Source organism: Mycobacterium sp. BK086 (assembly GCA_004362315.1).
Classification (GTDB): domain Bacteria; phylum Actinomycetota; class Actinomycetes; order Mycobacteriales; family Mycobacteriaceae; genus Mycobacterium.
The window spans coordinates 581920-599221 of the sequence record SNWL01000003.1 but is presented as its reverse complement, the minus strand read 5'-3'; the positions used below and the strand labels follow the sequence as shown (position 1 = coordinate 599221).

Below are 17302 nucleotides of genomic sequence, written 5' to 3'. Positions count from 1 at the left end.
CCGTTCTCATCCTGATCCTGGGCGGTTGGGCTGAGGGCACAACGCTGACCGTCATCGACGATGTCGTCTTCGTCGTGCTGACGATTCCCGCCGCGTTCTTCGCCGCCGCGACGGCCCGATCGCTGCACGGCCGGTTGAGGCTCGCCTGGCTGGCGTTGGCGATCGGGGTGATCGGTTGGGGTGTCGGCGAAGCGATTTGGACGTACTACGAGGTTCATCTCCACGAGATTCCATACCCCTCGATCGCCGATGCGGGATTCCTGTTGCTGCCGGTGGGCGCCTGCGCGGCGCTGCTGTTGATTCCCACCGAGCAGCGCACCAATTCGCGGGGCCGTCTGTTCCTCGACGGGGTCATCATGGCGGGATCGCTGTTCCTGGTCAGTTGGGTGACGATCCTGCATCCGCTCTACCAATCGGAGGCGTCCAATCGGCTGGGGTTCATCATCGCGCTGGCGTATCCGATCTCCGACATCCTGGTGCTGACCGTGGCCGGCGTGGTCCTGGTCCGATCGGTGGACAGCCGACGATTGCCGCTCACGTTGCTGACCGTTGGGTTGGCCTGTTTTGCGTTGTCGGACAGTGCCTTTGCGTATCTGTCGGCGAAGGGCGACTACGGCTCGGGCGATGTCATCGACATCGGGTGGGCCGCAGGTCTGCTGCTCATCACGGTGGCCGCTGCGGCGGGCCGGGACGAGATCCGTCATCAGCCCGAATCGCTCGCGCTGCCGGGCTGGGCGTCGGTTTGGCTGCCCTACACGCCTCTGCTGGTTGCGGGATTCGTCGCTGCCGCGCAACCGGTTCCGCTGCTGCAGAGCGGGCTGGTCATTTCCGTCGCTGCGGTGTTGGGGGTGACGGTGCTGGCCCGCCAATTCCTCGCCGTGCGGGAAAACCGGCGGCTCGTCGCCACCGTCGCCAGACAAGCACTGCACGATCCGCTGACCGGGCTGGCCAACCGCGCCCTGTTCAACGAACGGTTGGACCACGCAATGCAAATGCGCGGACGACAGGATCTGTCACCGGCCATCGTGTCGATGGACCTCAACGAGTTCAAGCTCGTCAACGACAACCTTGGTCACCCCGTCGGCGACGACCTGCTGATCGGTGTGGCCCAGCGGCTGCGGAAGTGTGTGCGGGTCGGCGACACGGTGGCGCGGCTCGGTGGCGACGAGTTCGCGGTGCTGGTGGAAAGTAGCCCCGTGGCGGCCGAACTGGTGGCACGCCGTGTCGTGGAGGCTTTCGAGGAGCCGTTCCTGCTCGCCGGCCACGAACTCCTGATGCGGCCGAGCGTCGGACTGGCCATCGCCGCACCCGACGAACCGGACCTGTCCGCCGATGACCTGTTGCGGCGCGCCGACATTGCGATGTACACGGCGAAGCGGTCGCGGTTTCGCGGGGTGCGCAGCTATGACCCGGAGATGGAATTCGAGGCCGACGGGGGAGACGAGCAGCAGCGGGGCGCGGTGGGCCGACCCGACGCCGGAAGTGCTGCCTCCCTGGCACTTCTGGAGAAACTGCGGCTGGCCATCGACAACGACGAACTGACGCTGGTTTACCAGCCGAAGTTCGATCTGAGCACCGGTGGGATCGTCGGGGTGGAGGCGTTGTTGCGCTGGCCCCTTCCCGGTGGAGGTGCTATATCGCCGGAGGAGTTCCTGCCGGTGGTCCGCAGGCACGGCTTGATGGGCCGGGTCACCCAGCTGGTCATCACCAAAGCCCTCGACGACGCCGTGGCCTGGCGGGGCGCCGGGGTCGAGGTGCCGGTGGCGGTGAATCTGTTCGCGCCGTCGATGGCCAACGTGGGCCTGCCGGCCAGGATCGCGCAGGCGCTGGCCGCTCACGGCCTGTCCCCGGCGGCGTTGACCGTCGAGATCACCGAAGACCTGTTCCTGGACAGCACGGAGCGGGCACGGACGGTGCTGGAACAGTTACGGCACAACGGAATCCGCATCGCCGTCGACGATTTCGGTAGCGGCTACTCCGCGCTGTCCTATCTGCGGGATCTGCCGATCGACGAGGTGAAGCTGGACCGCAGTTTCATCGCGTCGATCCTGGTCGACCAACGGGCCGCCGCCGTGGTGCGGGCGGTGGTCGACCTCGCGCATGTGCTGGGCCTGACGGTGGTGGTGGAAGGTGTTGAGGACGCCGAGACCGCGGCATTGGTGCGCCGGCTCGGCTGCGATATCGGGCAGGGCTTCTACTTCGGGATGCCGGTGACGCCCGCAGAGGTGCCCAATTTGGCCGGTCTCAGGTCCGCAGGCGTGGCCGTTCCGTGGTCACCGACCTAGGTGGGCCGACAAGTCGCTGCCAGACCGTCATATCGGCATATGTGCAGCGAGGACGCTGCTAACCTAGCGCTGGCGATTTTGCCAAATCTGACTAATCATTCATAGGTGTCAGCGTGGATAACCGTGGATAACCGGGCGCGAACCGGACGTACGGCGGTGTTCATCGTCGGTGCGGCCGTCGCGATCGCTATGTGGCTCATCGCGGACTGGGTGCCGGAGGTCGTGCTGGCCAAGGTCAACCACGCGCTGTTCATCTCGGCGCCGTGGTTCGCCGCGGGAAGCGCCGTGTGGGCCGCGTGGTCGTCGTCGGGTCGTCAGCGAGTGGCCTGGGTGTGCCTGTCTGCCGGGCTCGTCGGCTGGGCGCTGGGCGCGGCGTCCGTCATCCGCGTCGAACTCCTTCGCACCGGGCATCCGCTGTCCAGCGGCGACACCTGGCCGTTCGTGTTGTTCCCGATCGGGCTGGGCGCTGCGCTGCTGTTGTTCCCGACCGGGATCAGTAAGCGACATGCGGGCCGGTTCCTCCTCGACGGGGTCGTCGTCGCCGGGTCGTTCTTCCTGGTGTTCTGGCTGATCGTCATGGACGAGTCGTACAAGGCCACCGCCGGAATCCGACAGGTGGCTCAGCTGCTGCCCGCGGTGTACGCGGCGATGGAGATCGCGGTCATGACGCTCGCGCTGCTCCTGCTGCTGCGCGGTCCGTCCAGCCGGCGCGCGACACTGGCGCTGCTCACTACGGGCCTGATGTGCATCATCGTGTCGGACGGCGTGTACACGTATATCTCGGTTCACGGCGCCTACGAGCACGGATCGCTGGTCGACACCGGCTGGATCGCCGGGATGCTGCTGATCGCGAGTGCCGCACTCACCTCACGCCAGCAGACGATCTCCGCGCGGAAGGTCCGCACGGAGTCGGCCTGGGTATCGGTGTGGCTTCCCGCGCTCACCGCGTTCCTGGTGGTGGCCGCCGCAACGAGCGAGCCGGTGGCCGACCTGACCTCACGGCCGGTGCTGGTGTTGGGTGCATTCCTGGCGCTGGCGGTCTTCGCCCGTCAGTTTCTGGCGATCAGGGACAACCAGCGGCTGCTTGCCGAGGCCGCCGAGCAGGCGCTGCGGGATCCGCTCACCGGAGTGGCCAACTACACCCGGTTCAACCAGCGGTTGGCCGAGGCGATGGACGGACGTGCACGCGACCGGACCCCGGTGGCGGTAATGGTCTTGGATCTCAACGATTTCAAGCTCGTGAACGACAGTTACGGCCACCCCGCGGGTGACCGGCTGCTGATGTTGGTCGGCTACCGGATCAGCCAGGCGGTCCGTGCCGGCGACACGGTGGCCCGTCTCGGCGGTGACGAGTTCGGCATCGTGATGACCGGAGCGGTCGAGGAATTCCACCGCGTCGCACGACGGGTGGTCGGAGCCTTCGATGCGCCGTTCCTGGTCGACGGTCACGTGTTGTCGATGAGGCCCAGCGCCGGATTGGCCGTCGCCGAGGCAGACGGCTCCGCGGTCTTCGCCGAGGCGCTGCTGAAGCAGGCGGACACCGCGATGTACTCGGCCAAGTGGGCCGGGTCCGGTGGCGTCCACGTCTTCACCGCCGACATGGATACCGTTCGCGTCGATCGAGAGTTGTTCCGCACCACCATGGTTCCGGCTCGCAACAGTTCGGCGGTGCTGACATTGCTTGCCGAGCTCCGGCAGGCCGTCGACCATGCCGAGCTGGCGTTGGCTTACCAACCGCAGTTCCTTTTGGAGACAGGCGAACTCGTTGGGTTCGAAGCACTGTTGCGTTGGCCACAGGCCGACGGTGGCGTGCTCATGCCGCATGAATTCCTGCCGATGGTCCGCCGCCACGGACTGATGGACGCGGTGACCGATCTGGTGCTGCGGCTGGCTTCGGCGGATGCCGCACGGTGGCGGGCCGCAGGCATCGACGCGTCGGTCGCGGTGAACATGTTCGCGCCGTCGCTGGCCGATCCGTCCACGCCGAGCAGGATCACCGCCGCCCTGACCGACAGTGGCCTGCCGCCCTCGTTCCTGACGATCGAGATCACCGAGCATCTGATTCTGGGTGACGTCGAGCAGACGCGCGCCATTCTGCAGCGGTTGCGGGAGCAGCAGATCCGCATCGCCATCGACGATTTCGGGACCGGTTATTCGACGCTGTCCTACTTGCGCGAACTGCCCAGTGACGAACTGAAATTGGATCCGCAGTTCATCGCACCGGTGCTCACCGATCCGACCGCTGCGGCCGTCGTGCGGGCCGTGGTCGGATTGGCGCGGGAGCTGGGCATCACCACAGTGGCCGAAGGTGTGGAGAACGCCCACACCGCCGCCTGGCTCCGGCAGCACGGTTGCGATATCGGGCAGGGCTACTTCTACAGCAGGCCCGTCGACGTCGAGACCGTGCTCGAACGCTTCGGCCCGTCGGTCACTCCTCGGACGGCACCAGCTTCAGTGAAATGGAATTGATGCAGTAGCGCTGATCGGTCGGCGTCGGGTATCCCTCACCGCTGAAGACGTGACCGAGATGGCTGTGACAGTTGGCGCACAGCACCTCCACCCGGTGCATGCCAAGGGTGTCGTCCGGCCGCAGGATCACCGCTTCGGAGTGCGACGGGTCGAAGAACGACGGCCAACCGCAGTGCGACTCGAATTTCTCTGTGCTGCGGAACAATTCGGCACCGCAGGCCCGGCAGGCATAGATGCCTTCGGTCTTGGTGTCGGTGTACTCGCCGGTGAACGGGCGCTCGGTGCCGGCCTCGCGCAGCACCGCGAACTCAGCTGGGTTGAGCCGCTTGCGCCATTCGTCGTCGGTCAGTTCGAGCTTGGGGGCTGGGATCGAACTCATGGGTTCACGTTACCGTGGCGTCCGCCTTGGGTTCGCGCATCCACAGCGGATCGATCCCGTCGGCCAGCCTGCCCTCGGCTTTGGCGTCGGAATAGCGGTAGTACAGCACACAGAACACCACGACCAGCATCAGCGACCAGCCGTAGGTGATCTTCATGTACTCCAGGAACCGTCCGGTCGTCGGCCAGCGCCACAGCAGCCAGCGGTCCATCGTCAGGAATCCGTAGGTGGCCAGCCAGGCCGGCCAGTTGCGCACCACCGAGTTCGGCAGCACCACCGTCATCAGGAACGGGAACAGCATCATCGAGTAGTAGCCCTGGGCCAGCGACAGCACCAGCCACGACGCGATCAGCAGCACGCCCGACGATGTCAGCATCCAGAACAGGGGGTCGCGCTTGGCGTAGTAGCGGTGCAGCAGCCACAGGCTGGCCACGGCCAGCGCCAGGAACAGCACCCGCAGTGCCAGGATCAGCCAGGTCGGCAGCCCGTAGTAGGTGCCGTTGCCCAGCACCGAGCTGTTGAAGTAGTCGCGGGTGGAGAAGATGTACGGCAGCGTGCGTTCGACGAAGTTCATCGGATCGGCGACCAGCGGCCAGGCCACCACGTTGAACGCCACCGGCACCGCGATCGCGGCCACGATGGCCCGCCACTGCCCCTTGAGCAGCGGCAGCAGCAACAGCACCCCGAGCACGGGCTTGAGCACCAGCGACAGCCCGATTGCGATACCGGCCAACCACTGATGGCTGATTTTGCCGTCGAGCAGCCAGCGGAAGAACAGCACCTCGAACAACAGGATGCAGCCGTTGATGTTGGTGAACACCAGGGTGTTGGTCACCGATTCGGTGCAGTACATCGCCAGCAGCAGAGCGGGCAGCGCCACCGAGGTCAGCGAGAACTTGAACAGCTTCACCAGCAGGCAGGCGGCGATGATCATCGCCGCGGTGTTGAAGAACACGAACCAGTTGTGCGAGGCGAACACCGGCAGATACCCGAACGGCGCCAGCAGCAGCGTGCCACCGGGGAAATACAGGTAGTGCGGGTCGACGTAGTCGAAGTGCTCGTTGTAGATGTCCAAGCCACGGCGGAAGTTGGACACCGCCCGGTAGACCGGGCCGAAGTCGTCAGTGATGTAGCCGTTGGTCGACAGCACGTAGCTGCGGTGAATGATCGACATGATCGCGATCGGCCAGAGAACCGACCGCAGGACGGCCGCCGTGGTCGGCGGGCTGGTCCGGGGCCGAAATGAGTCAGCTAGCGCCACGTCCGCACCGTACACCGGCGCGATGCGCCAGACGCTCAGGCGGGGCAGTAGGTGTCGGTCGGCGGCATGTTCCCGCTGTCGAGATAACTCATCATCGGCGGCAGCGCGCACGCCGAGTAGATGCTGGCCCCGTGCCCGATGCCCTGCCACATCACCCGCTTGCTGGCAGCGCCGGCGTTGATGATGGCCGCCGCGGATGCGGGCACGCCCTGGTTGCCGGCGATCGGATCGTTCTGCACGCCGAGCAGCAGCACATTGACCTTCAGGTCCTTGGGGTCCTTCGGGGCGGCGCCGCTGGGCCAGTTCAGGCACTTGACCAGGCTGAGCGCGCCGACCGTGCCGAACTGGGGGTAGAGCTTGCCCCACTGGACGACGAGTTCGCGCACCCGGTCGGGGGTGGGTCGGTTCAGCGAGTCGCTGCACGAGTTGACGAACTGGCCGTCGCTGTCGCGCATCGCTTCGGCCCGGTTGATCAGGCTGTTCAGCTGGTTGGCGTCGCCGTTGCGCGCCGCAGCCAGAATGTTCGCCAAGCTGATGGTGCTGCCGATGCGGTCGCCGCTGGGGAAACCCATGCCGGTGACGATCGCGTTGGCCAGCACCGCCACCGACACGCCACCGGGACCGCGACCGGCGCGGGCAGCGGCCAGCATTGAGTCGACGGCGCCCTTCGGGTCGGGTCCCAGCGCGCAAGTGGCCGCGAGGCACTGCTGGGCGAACGCATCGAGCGCGGCCTGCTGGCCCTTGACCTGTTCCTCGGCGGCCGCTTCGGCGTTGACGCCGGGCGGGACGGGGGAGTCCAGCACCAGGCGGGCCACCTTGTCGGGGTGTGATCCGGCGTAGGCCAGCGCGATCTGCGCGCCGTTGCCGACACCGATCAGGGCCAGCGCGGGCACGTCCCAGGTACTGCGCAGCCGCTCGAGATCCTCGGCGGCGCGGGCATTGTCGTAGGCCGAGTCGCCGGGGGCGATGGTGTCGGTGCAGCTCGTCGTCGCGGTCATCGTGATCGCGCCCAGGTTGGCCACCGGGTCGTCGCCCGACTCGAACTGGGCCTGGTCGCGCATCTCCTGGCGGTCGAACGCGTCGCGGCAGTCGACCGGGCTGGACATCCCGAGACCACGGCGGTCCACCGAGACGATCGGGTGGCTCTTGAGCACATCGGCGCCGGAGCGGGACAGCCACACCGGCAGCTGCATGGACGACGGGATGTCGGTGCCGGTGGTGAACACCAGCGGGCCGGCGTCGGGCGGGGTCTGCACCGACCGGGCCCGCACCACGCCGATGCTGACGGTGCCGGTCGCGCCGGCGATGGGGTCCAGGTCGGCGTCGTAGTTCGCGCATTCGAGGATCACGCCGGGGGCGGGCGGCGCGCCGGCGTCACCGAAGACCTTCGACGTGCAGTCCTTCCACCCCAGCTCGTTCTTGGGTACCGCGATGCCCTGCGGGCCACCGGGCTGCTGGGTGGTGGTCGGAGCCGACGGGTTGTGCGCCTTGTCGCTGGCGAACTGCGGGTTTGCCGCCAGCCAGGGGGCACATCCGGTGAGCAGGGCCGTCAATGCCGCGGTGCCGATGCCGGCTATGGCTTGGGAGGCACGGACCCGACGATCGCGCATGCCCACCACAGTAGCGATACCGCCGCCCAGTACGACTCAGCCGACGCGCGTATACCGCCCGTACAGATAGCCCTCGGCGTCGAACATCAGGTGTGCGCGGCGCATGTCGGTCAGCACCGACCCGGAGCCGGCGACGATCCGCGGCGCCGCGCCGCCGACCAGCTTCGGTGCGGTGGTCAGGCACAGCTCGTCGAGCAGACCGTTGTCGACGAACGTGCCCATCAGGCTCGGACCGCCTTCGCACAGCACCCGATAGAGCCCGCGGTCGGACAGGGCGGTCAGCATGGCAGCCGGGTCGACCGCGGCGGGATCGGCCGCGGAGCAGGCGATCACCTCGGCGGCGCCGCCCAATCGAGAACGGGTGTCGGCGAGGGCGTTGTCGCATGTGAGGACCAGTGGGGCCACCTCGGTGCGGGTCAGCACCGGCAGGTCGGGGTCGATCGCGCCGGAGCGGGTGACCAACGCGATGGGCGGCACCTCACCCTGGCCGCGTCGTTGCCGGTCGGCGCGGTCGGGGACGCTCATCTGGGCACCCGAGTAGTTCTCGGCGCGGGCGGTGCCTGCGCCGACGACGATGACGTCGGCGAGCTCGCGCAGCTGCAGGAACACCCGCCGGTCGCCGGCGCCGCCGAGTCCGCCGGAGGTGCCGTCGGTGGCGGCGCCGCCGTCGAGGCTGGTGATCATGTTGCCGCGCACCAGGCAGCGGGTCAGTTCCGCGGGGTAGGCGTAGAGCTCGGCGAGGCGGTCATCGTCGACTGCTCCACCATCACTGAGTGTGAAGTGCGTCCCATCCGGGTCATCGGGGCTTGGGTCGGCCATGCGCACGATTCCAACACGTCGATACAGTGCGTGTCATGGACCGCCTCGTCGATCGGCATCCGACGGTCTCTCCGGAACGGCTGGTGGCCCAGCTCATCCCGCCACCCACGTTCGCCGACGTTCGTTTCGAGACCTATCGCCCCGACCCCGCCGAGCCCACTCAGGCCGCCGCGGTGGATGCGTGCCGGGCGTTCTGCGAGGAGGCCGAGCGGCGCCGGGCGGGCAAGAAGAAGCTGTTCGGCAAGCGCGAAACCCTGCCCGGGGTCGGCATCTACCTCGACGGCGGGTTCGGTGTCGGCAAGACGCATCTGCTGGCGTCGTCGTATCGGCAGCTGCCCGATTCGGCCGAACATCCCAAGGCGTTCGCGACGTTCGGGGAGCTGACCCAGCTGGCCGGTGTCTTCGGTTTCGTCGAGTGCATCGACCTGCTGGCCGAGTACGTGGTGGTGTGCATCGACGAGTTCGAGCTCGACGACCCGGGCAACACGACGCTGATCTCGCGGCTGCTGTCTCAGCTCGTGGAGCGCGGTGTGTCGATCGCCGCGACGTCGAACACACTGCCCGAGCAACTCGGGGAGGGGCGCTTTGCGGCCCAGGACTTCCTGCGTGAAATCAACACCCTGGCAAGCATTTTCACCACGGTGCGGATCGAGGGGCCGGACTACCGTCATCGTGGACTGCCGCCGGCTCCGGAGCCGCTGTCCGACGAGGCGGTGGCCGAGCGGGCGGCCGAGGTGCCGGGCGCCACCCTCGACGATTTCGACGCGCTGTGCGCGCATCTGGCGACGATGCACCCGTCGCGCTATCTCACCCTGATCGAAGGCGTTTCGCAGGTCTACATCACCGGCGTGCATCCGATCGACGACCAGAATGTGGCGCTGCGACTGGTGGCGTTGACCGACCGGCTGTACGACGCCGGCATTCCGGTGGTGGCATCGGGCGCCAAGTTGGACACCGTCTTCTCCGAGGAGATGCTGGCGGGTGGCTATCGCAAGAAGTACCTGCGGGCGACATCACGGCTGCTGGCGCTGACCAGCCCCGGGGGACTGTAGTTCAGCCCTCCGAGGGGGACGCCGGCCGGATCTTCGCGAGCTCGGCAAGGCCGCTGACCGTGAGCACACGAAGCAACACCGGGTTGGCGATGATCTGCAGGGTTTCCGCATGGGGCGCAAGGGCATTGATCGCCGCACTGTCCAGATATTCGACCGCGCTGAGGTCGACGGTCAGGGTTTCGGAGTCGCCGCCCGTGCCGGCGTCGAGTGCCTGGGCGAAGTCGGCGACATTGCTGGCGTCGATCTCCCCGCGGGCGGACAACACCAGATGACCGTCGGCCCCGCGGTCGATGCGAACGGTCAGTGGCGTGCTCATCGGCGGATCCTGGTCGCGAGGTGCACGATGGTGCCGGTGGTGTCCCGCAGGATCGAGACATCTTCCATCAGCGCCTGCATGATCTGAATGCCCTTGCCGCGGTGGCTGTATCCGGTGTCTTTGGGCTTCCACGCGCCGGTGTCGGTGATCGTCAGGCGCAGCTGGTCGACCTCCGAGGTGGCCTGCAGCGTGATGGTGCCGCCCTCGATGTGGCGATACCCGTGTTCGATGGAGTTGGTGACGGCCTCACCCGCGGCCACCAGAACGTCCTGCGCCTGATCGTGGTCGATCCCGGCCGAGTTCAGCCACTCGCGCAGCGCGGCGCGTGCGGGGGCCAGGTGTATGGCATCGGCCGGGATGATCACGTTCAGCGGCGCGGGATGGCGGTAGAGCAGCAGGGCGACGTCGTCCTGGTAGCCGCCCGGCGGGGCAAGGGTTTGCATGATCTGGTCGGCCAGCGGGTCGAGGTCCAGCGCGCTGTCGTCGCGAATCAGGTTGGCCGCCTGGTTGATTCCCTCGTCAAGCGAGTGACGCCTGCGTTCGATCAGTCCGTCGGTGTAGAGCAGCAGGGTCGACTGCGCCGGCACCGTCACGTGGGCCTCGGGGCGAACCCGGTCCGGCCGGATGCCCAGGGCGATGGAATGCCCGCCCTCGAGAAGGTGGGTGGTGCCGTCGGCGCAGACCATGATCGCCGGCGGGTGCCCGGCACTGGAGTAGGCGAGTTCGCCGGTGTCGGGGTTCAGCACGGCGCAGAATGCGGTGGTGGACTGCGCACCCGGCAGTCGCGCCGCGAAGCGGTCCAGTCCCGCCAATGCCGCGGCGGGACCGGACTTCTCGAGCAGCAGCGCGCGACAGGCGCTGCGCAGCTGACCCATCACAGTGGCGGCGGCCAGGTCGTGGCCGACGCAGTCACCGACCACGAGAGCGATGCGGCCGTCATCGAGAGCGATCACGTCGTACCAGTCGCCGCCCACCTGGAGCGGGTGTGACGCGGGCTGGTAGCGCACCGCGAAGCCGGCGGGCAGGGAGGCCGGTCCCAGGATCGAGTGTTGAAGCGCCAGAGCCGTTTCCCGCTGCTGGTCGACCTGGTGGACGCGTTGCAGGCCCTGCCCGAGTCGGCCGGCGAGCACTGTGAGCAGGGTCTGGTCTTCGGTGGTGAACGGCCGCTCCGCGGGCAGGTCGATCCAGATCACCAGGATGCCGCGTGGGTGTTGCAGCGCGATGCCTGCCGAACCCGTGATGCCGGCGTCGGTGGCCAGCAGATCGGCGGTGCTGCCCAGCGTGGTGATCCGGTCCCGGACCGCCTCGGGCACGGTGGCCCACAACCCTTCGTCGATGTCGCCGAACAGTTCCGGAGGGTCTGACTCCGACGCGGCCGCAGCGCTGCGGACGGGGAAGACGGCGGCCAGGATACGGTCTGCCGACCACTGGGCGCGCAGCTGCTCGATCGCGCCGCGCAACGCATCGTCAACGGTATCTGCTTGTGCGAGTTGCTGATTCAGTGCAGAAAGGGCGATCTGACGCTGCCCACTGTAGTGCTCGAGCGTGACGTCGCGGAACGTCCCGACCATCACGTCGCGGCCGGTGTCGGGGTCTTCGGCGTGGGCGATGTTCGCGGTGATCCACACCCGGTGGCCGTCGCGATGATTCACCGGAATCGTGTAGCTGCCAAGCGGTTTGTCGGGGATGCCGGAGAACGCCTCGACGATCAGCCGGTGTGCTTCGGGTTGGGTTTCGGCGTTGGGCCACCAGGGGTGCTCTGGCGCGTAGGGCAGGTCTTCGGGGCCGAAGCCGAGGATCTCGGTGAACGCGTTGTTGATCTCGATCACGGCACCGACTTCGTCGCAGACGAAGAATGCCTCCTGCAGCGACTCCACCAGCGCTGTGCGCCAGCGGCTGTGGTGCGTGCGAAGCCGGGCCAGCTCGATATTGGCCCGCACCCGCGCCAGCAGGTCGGCCGCGGCGAAGGGTTTCACCAAATAGTCGTCGGCGCCTGCGTTGAGTCCTTCGACGGAGGCTTCCTGGCCGGCCCGGGCCGACAGCAGCAGCACCGGCACGCCAACGGTACGCGGATCGGTCCGCAACGCGGTGACCAGAGACAGCCCATCCAGTCGCGGCATCATCACATCGCTGACGACCACGTCGGGCAGTTCGGCCCGGATGCGGTCCAGCGCCTGGTGCCCGTCGGCGACCGCGTCCACCCGGTAGCCGGCGCCGCGCAGCAGCCGGACGAGATATTCGCGCATGTCGGCGTTGTCGTCGGCCACCAGCACATGGCTCGGCGCGACGATCGATGGCGGGCGTTCGGCGACCTCAGGTAGCTGGTCGGCGTGATCGTCGGGCAGCCAGCGCAGGGCTTCCTGCACGAAGGGTTCGGCGATACCGGAGGACATCCGTTCGGTCCCGGCCGCGATGAGGGCGTCGGCCGGAAGGTGGGCCGATCCCATCGGCAGCCGGATCGAGAACGTCGTGCCCGCGCCTTCGACGCTCTCTGCGGTGATCTCGCCGCCGTGCAAACCCACGAGTTCCTTGACCAGGGCCAGCCCGATACCGCTGCCCTCGGTGGAGCGGGCGCGCGCGCTCTCGATCCGGTGGAACCGCTCGAACAACCGGGGCATCTCGACCGCGGGCACGCCGATGCCGGTGTCGGCGACGGTCACCACCGCTTCGTCGCCCTCGCGGACCACCCGCACCGTGATGGTGCCGGTGAAGGTGTACTTCAACGCGTTGGACAGCAGGTTGAGGATGACCTTTTCCCACATGTCGCGATCCAGATAGACCGGATCCTCGACGGATCGGCAGTCGACGACCATCCGCAGCCCCGCGCGGTCGATCGCCGAGCGGAACACACTGGCCAGTTCGGCGGTCACCTCGGCGAGGTCCACCGGCTCGTAGTGGGCCTGCACCCGATTGGCTTCGATGCGGGAGAAGTCCAGCAGCGTGTTCACCAGTTTGGCCAGCCGCAACCCGTTGCGCTGAATCACGTCGAGTTCCTGATGGGCGTGCTCGTCGAGTCCCGGCGAGTGCGCGCGCAGTTCGGCAACGGGTCCCAGGATCAGGGTGATCGGGGTGCGGAACTCGTGGCTGATGTTGGAGAAGAACGTCGTCTTGGCGCGGTCCAGCTCGGCGAGTTCCTCGGCTCGGAGCTGCTGCTGGCGGAAACTGCGGGCGCTGGAGATACCGGTTGCGATATGGCCCGCGACCAGGCTGATGAAACCGCGGTACTCGTCGTCGAGCGGGCGGTAGCGATTCAGGGCGGCGACCAAAAAGCCCGACGGTGTACCGCCTTGCGCCTGAAGCGGTGTGACGAGCGCTTGGCGCGGGGGATCCGGCCACTGGCCGGTCGGGAGATCGGTGAACGGCGGCCCGTCGAGATCGACGAGTACGGAGTGGCCGCGGGCGGGCTCGCCGACCGGCCACACCCAGGTGCCGCCGCCGGGCAGCGTCGCCGGTGCGGCCGGATGGGCGGCGGATATGCCGGTGGTCTGTGCCAATTGCGCGTTGCCGTCGTCGTCGAACAGGTACGTCAGCGTGAACGGAAGATCGCGGGGGTTGCCCTCGAGTTGGCGAGCGACGAAGGCCAGCATCTCGCTCTCGGTGCGCGCGACCGACGGGTCGGACCCGAGGTGGCGCAGCGTGCCCATCCGCCGCTCACCGATCACCCGGTCGGTGTCCTCGCTGACGACGCACAGCATCCCGACGACCTGCCCGGCCTCGTCGCGTAGCGGGCTGTAGGAGAAGGTGTGATAGGTCTCCTCGGGGTACCCCGAACGCTCGAGGAACAGCAGCAGAGCCTCGTCCCAGGTCGACTCCGCTGCAGCCAGCACCCGGTCGATCCGGGGGCCGATGTCGTCCCAGATCTCGGCCCACACCTCGCGAGCGGGCCGGCCCAGAGCCCAGGGGTATTTGCGGCCCAGGGTGTCGCGTCGGTAGGCGTCGTTGCAGAAGAACGTGAGGTCAGGGCCCCAGGCCATCCACATGGCGAAGCGGGAGGACAGCATGATGCTGACGGCGGTTCGCAGGCTCTGGGGCCACTCGGACGACACTCCCAGCGGGGTCGCCGCCCAGTCCACCTGCGACAGATCGCGACCGACATGGTCGTCCGGGCCGGAGACCGAGCCAACGTCCACCAAGTGTCCTTTCGGCTAGATCCGGCCAGGGTGATCAGCCAACGGGGTTCACATTACGACCAGTTCGCTAAACCAGGGGCGTTTGTCGGCGCAGAGTCCCAGATCAGAGCGGTCGGACCAAGATGAAGTCCTGCTCGATGTGTGCGCCCATCGGGAACGTCTTGGTACCGGCGACGGTGAAAGCATGCTTGGCATAGAACCGTTGCGCGCGTTCGTTTTTCTGGTTCACGCCCAGCCACAGGCAGCGGGCTCCGGCGGCGGTGGCTCGCTCGACGGCGGTAGCCATCAGCGCGGCGGAGGCACCCGAACCGTGACTAGCGGCCAGCACGTAGATCTTCGACAGCTCCACCGCGGGCCGTACTGTCACCGCGTGGGCGACGTCGGGGTCCTGGCCGATCCCGTCGACGAGGATGGCATAGCCGACGATGCGGCCGCCGTCGCGAGCGGCGAGCACGGTGCGCGACGGGTCGGCGAGGTAGTCCGCGAAGCGCGCGCGGGACAGGTTCGCGGCGATGAACGCCGCGACATCGTCGGGTGGTACCGAGGGCGGGCAGGCCAGCGGGAACGTGGCGGCGGCCAGTTCGGCGAGCTCGTCGACGTCGGTATGGGCGACGTTGCCGAGCTCGAGGCCGGATGGATTCACAGTCCGATCGCGCATCATCTGGAGGATAGCGTTCAGTTCGCAGCCAACGCGCCCAACGACTTTGACACGTGCGTGCGGTGTCGGCCGACACGAACGGCGTGCGGATAGGACTCGTCGCGATGTTGGAACGACAGAATCTTTGGATTCAGCACGATCCCGTCGCGAATCTCGATGGCGCGCGAGATCGTCGGGCTGCTTTTCCACGCCGCAGGCCCGGCCAGGAGGACCTCGAGGTGGGGCAACAGCGCCTCGCTGATCTCCCAGGTCGCCGAGTTCCACAAATAGGACGGGCTGTGGTCGACGGCGTAGTAATGCACGCCTTCGGCCACCTCGACGATCGGGTGGGTGAACGAGGTCGGCCGGGCCCAACTGAAGCCCATGTCCACGTCACACGAGACGTCGACGATCAGGCTGCCCGGGACGAACTCGCCCAGCTCCTCCTCGGTGACGAAGATCAGCGGCGCGGCGGGATCCTGCAGAACGCAGTTGACGACGATATCGTTGTCCGCGAGGTAGCGGGCCACCGGGACTGGTCCGTCCGCGGCGTCGGCCCAGACCTGGTCGGGCCTGTCCGGGTGTTGTCCCATTTGGATGATCTGTGTGGAGGGGATCGGCGAGCCGACGGCGGCGACGTCACGGTTAGTGAGGACCCGAACGTCGTCGACGCCGTGGGCGTTCAGGGCGGTGACGGCACCTCGTGCGGTCGCGCCGAAGCCGATGACGGCGCCACGCAGGCGGCGGCCGTAGCTGCCGGTGACCCCGATCAGTTCCATCGCGTGCAACACCGAGCAGTAGCCCGCGAGTTCGTTGTTCTTGTGAAAGACGTGCAACCCGAACCCACCGTCGGCGCGCCAGTGATTCATCGCCTCAAAGGCAATCAGTGTCAGCCGACGGTCGATGGCGACCTGGGTGAGCGCGGTATCTTGTACGCAGTGTGGCCACCCCAAAACCACTTGCCGCTCATTGACTTCCGCGAGATCTTCGGCCTGGACTTTGGGAAGGAGAATGATGTCGCAGTCGGCCAGGAGCTCGGTGCGGGTGCAGACTCCACCGACAAGGTCGCGCAGCGCGTCATCTGTGGCTCCGAAGTCCGAGCCATAGCCGTGTTCGAGGAATATCCGCGATCGCAGCGCTGGGTCGATCCTGCTCAGATGTGCCGGATGGATCGGCAAACGCCGCTCATTCTCCTTGCGGGAGCGAGCGAGAATGCCCAGTGAAAGTGGTTGTACATTAATGTTTTTGGACCTTTGCTTACAGGTCCCTGATGGCCCCGATCCCTCGACTCTACGCCCTGGTCCGAGAGATCTTGAAAACCAATGCGATTCAGACCATGCGGGCTATCGGCCCCCAGAGCGACGGCTTAGGCGTACTGTCGGCAGTAACGGGCAGCTCGATTACGAGCAGACATGCCCGTCAAAGAAGGAATTTCATGGCTTCGCCAACAACGGTCCGTTCGCCGTACCTCCATCGTCTCGATCTGGTTGCCGACATCATCAAGTCGGAATCCAAGCTCGGCGACAAGGCTGCGCGTGAAGTGGCTGCGAAAGTGCTGCACGCGCTGAATTCAATTCCCGAAAAGATCCGCTGAGGTTTCGGTCATGACCGTGATTGTGACGCTGCCGGACGGCGAATCCGACGAGTACATGCGTTTCGGTGACTCGTATGTCAAGCACAACGACGGCTCGCTTGATGTCGTGCGGCGCGGCGAGCGAAAGCCGCACCGCTACGAATCAGGCCAGTGGACCGGCGTAGACGGCGACGAAAAAGCCTGGAAGAAACCCCGACTCTGGGGTTGATCAACGCACTCGCGTCAAAGGTGTTGGGACCGAACAGGTTCACACGTTCCACTGGGCGAGGTGCTCACCGGTGCGTGGGTTGATCAGAACCACGGTGGACACCAGGTCGCGGTAGCAGTCCCAGAACACCCGGCCGCCGACGGTCGAGCCCTGCGGCGCGTTCTGCATCGCGTATTGCAGCGCGTCGGGGGCGTCGCTGTTGCGCGGCAGATAGGCGTCGCCGGTCGGGGTGACACCGCGGAAGGAGAACATCGGCGCCATGACGGACGGGCTGGGCACCGTGACGGCGTGGATGGCCACCGTGGAGCTGTAGAGCTGGAAGCGCGGCGAGTGCGGCGGGTAGCCGAAGCCCGGCGGGATGTCCGACGGCACCACGGGGGTGACGGTGACGTCGGCGACGATTCCATTCGACTGCACCCGCAATGTGTCGCCGATGCGTCCGATCGGGGCGTCGACGGCCGAAGCGGGAGCGGTGGTGCCCGCCGCGAGAAGCGTCAGCACGGCCAGCGCCACCGACAGCACAGAACGCACGATTGCCCTCC

General features: G+C 67.1%; 14 protein-coding genes. 5 read left to right on the top strand and 9 right to left on the bottom strand.

Features of this window, described 5'->3' with window-relative positions; translation table 11 throughout:
• Positions 1-74: 74 nt before the first annotated feature.
• A complete protein-coding gene (locus tag EV580_RS02870) occupies positions 75-2285 on the top strand; it encodes a putative bifunctional diguanylate cyclase/phosphodiesterase (protein WP_286171425.1) in 2211 nt (736 codons plus the stop codon).
• Positions 2286-2390: 105 nt separating this feature from the next.
• Entirely contained in the window at positions 2391-4754 is a 2364-nt protein-coding gene (locus tag EV580_RS02865) for a putative bifunctional diguanylate cyclase/phosphodiesterase (RefSeq protein WP_133689627.1), read from the top strand.
• Here the strand turns inward: EV580_RS02865 and msrB are convergent.
• Genes msrB through EV580_RS02845 form a run of 4 tightly spaced genes read right to left on the bottom strand, consistent with a single transcriptional unit; the run spans position 4714 to position 8823 of the window.
• Positions 4714-5124, bottom strand: coding sequence for a peptide-methionine (R)-S-oxide reductase MsrB (msrB, locus tag EV580_RS02860; RefSeq protein WP_166654633.1), 411 nt, complete (start codon positions 5122-5124; stop codon positions 4714-4716). The genes EV580_RS02865 and msrB overlap by 41 nt on opposite strands.
• A 13-nt stretch (positions 5125-5137) precedes the next feature.
• Positions 5138-6409, bottom strand: coding sequence for an arabinofuranan 3-O-arabinosyltransferase (aftC, locus tag EV580_RS02855; RefSeq protein WP_133689625.1), 1272 nt, complete (start codon positions 6407-6409; stop codon positions 5138-5140).
• A gap of 20 nt (positions 6410-6429) precedes the next feature.
• Positions 6430-8004 carry an alpha/beta fold hydrolase gene (locus tag EV580_RS02850; protein ID WP_133689624.1) on the bottom strand — a complete coding sequence of 525 codons (1575 nt, stop codon included), beginning with the start codon at positions 8002-8004 and terminating at the stop codon, positions 6430-6432.
• A gap of 36 nt (positions 8005-8040) precedes the next feature.
• The gene (locus EV580_RS02845; protein ID WP_133689623.1) at positions 8041-8823 is read right to left on the bottom strand and encodes a pyrimidine reductase family protein; all 783 of its coding nucleotides are present in this window, start codon (positions 8821-8823) and stop codon (positions 8041-8043) included.
• A gap of 35 nt (positions 8824-8858) precedes the next feature.
• On the opposite strand from EV580_RS02845, the gene zapE reads away from it, so the two are divergent.
• Positions 8859-9875: a cell division protein ZapE gene (zapE, locus tag EV580_RS02840; protein ID WP_133689622.1), complete on the top strand. Its 1017-nt coding sequence runs from the start codon at positions 8859-8861 to the stop codon at positions 9873-9875.
• A 1-nt stretch (position 9876) separates the two neighbouring features.
• On the opposite strand, the gene EV580_RS02835 is transcribed toward zapE, so the two are convergent.
• From EV580_RS02835 to EV580_RS02820, 4 genes are all read right to left on the bottom strand, one after another.
• Positions 9877-10191 carry an STAS domain-containing protein gene (locus tag EV580_RS02835; RefSeq protein ID WP_133689621.1) on the bottom strand — a complete coding sequence of 105 codons (315 nt, stop codon included), beginning with the start codon at positions 10189-10191 and terminating at the stop codon, positions 9877-9879.
• Positions 10188-14321 (bottom strand): SpoIIE family protein phosphatase, encoded by a 4134-nt coding sequence (locus tag EV580_RS02830; RefSeq protein ID WP_133689620.1) that lies wholly within the window; start codon positions 14319-14321, stop codon positions 10188-10190. The genes EV580_RS02835 and EV580_RS02830 overlap by 4 nt, the downstream gene beginning before the upstream one ends.
• Before the next feature lie 103 nt (positions 14322-14424).
• A complete protein-coding gene (locus EV580_RS02825; RefSeq protein ID WP_370581651.1) occupies positions 14425-14982 on the bottom strand; it encodes a GNAT family N-acetyltransferase in 558 nt (185 codons plus the stop codon).
• A 14-nt stretch (positions 14983-14996) separates the two neighbouring features.
• On the bottom strand, positions 14997-16199 hold the full coding sequence (locus tag EV580_RS02820; RefSeq protein WP_133689618.1) for a N(5)-(carboxyethyl)ornithine synthase: 1203 nt from the start codon (positions 16197-16199) through the stop codon (positions 14997-14999).
• 29 nt (positions 16200-16228) lie between these two features.
• On the opposite strand from EV580_RS02820, the gene EV580_RS34455 reads away from it, so the two are divergent.
• Complete coding sequence (locus EV580_RS34455) at positions 16229-16552, top strand: DUF6307 family protein (RefSeq protein ID WP_133689617.1); 324 nt, start codon at positions 16229-16231, stop codon at positions 16550-16552.
• Between the two features lie 10 nt (positions 16553-16562).
• Complete coding sequence (locus EV580_RS02810; protein ID WP_133689616.1) at positions 16563-16760, top strand: hypothetical protein; 198 nt, start codon at positions 16563-16565, stop codon at positions 16758-16760.
• Between the two features lie 39 nt (positions 16761-16799).
• Here EV580_RS02810 and EV580_RS02805 read toward each other — a convergent pair whose 3' ends face one another.
• Positions 16800-17291, bottom strand: a complete 492-nt coding sequence (locus tag EV580_RS02805; protein WP_133689615.1) for a hypothetical protein — start codon at positions 17289-17291, stop codon at positions 16800-16802.
• Positions 17292-17302: the final 11 nt, after the last annotated feature.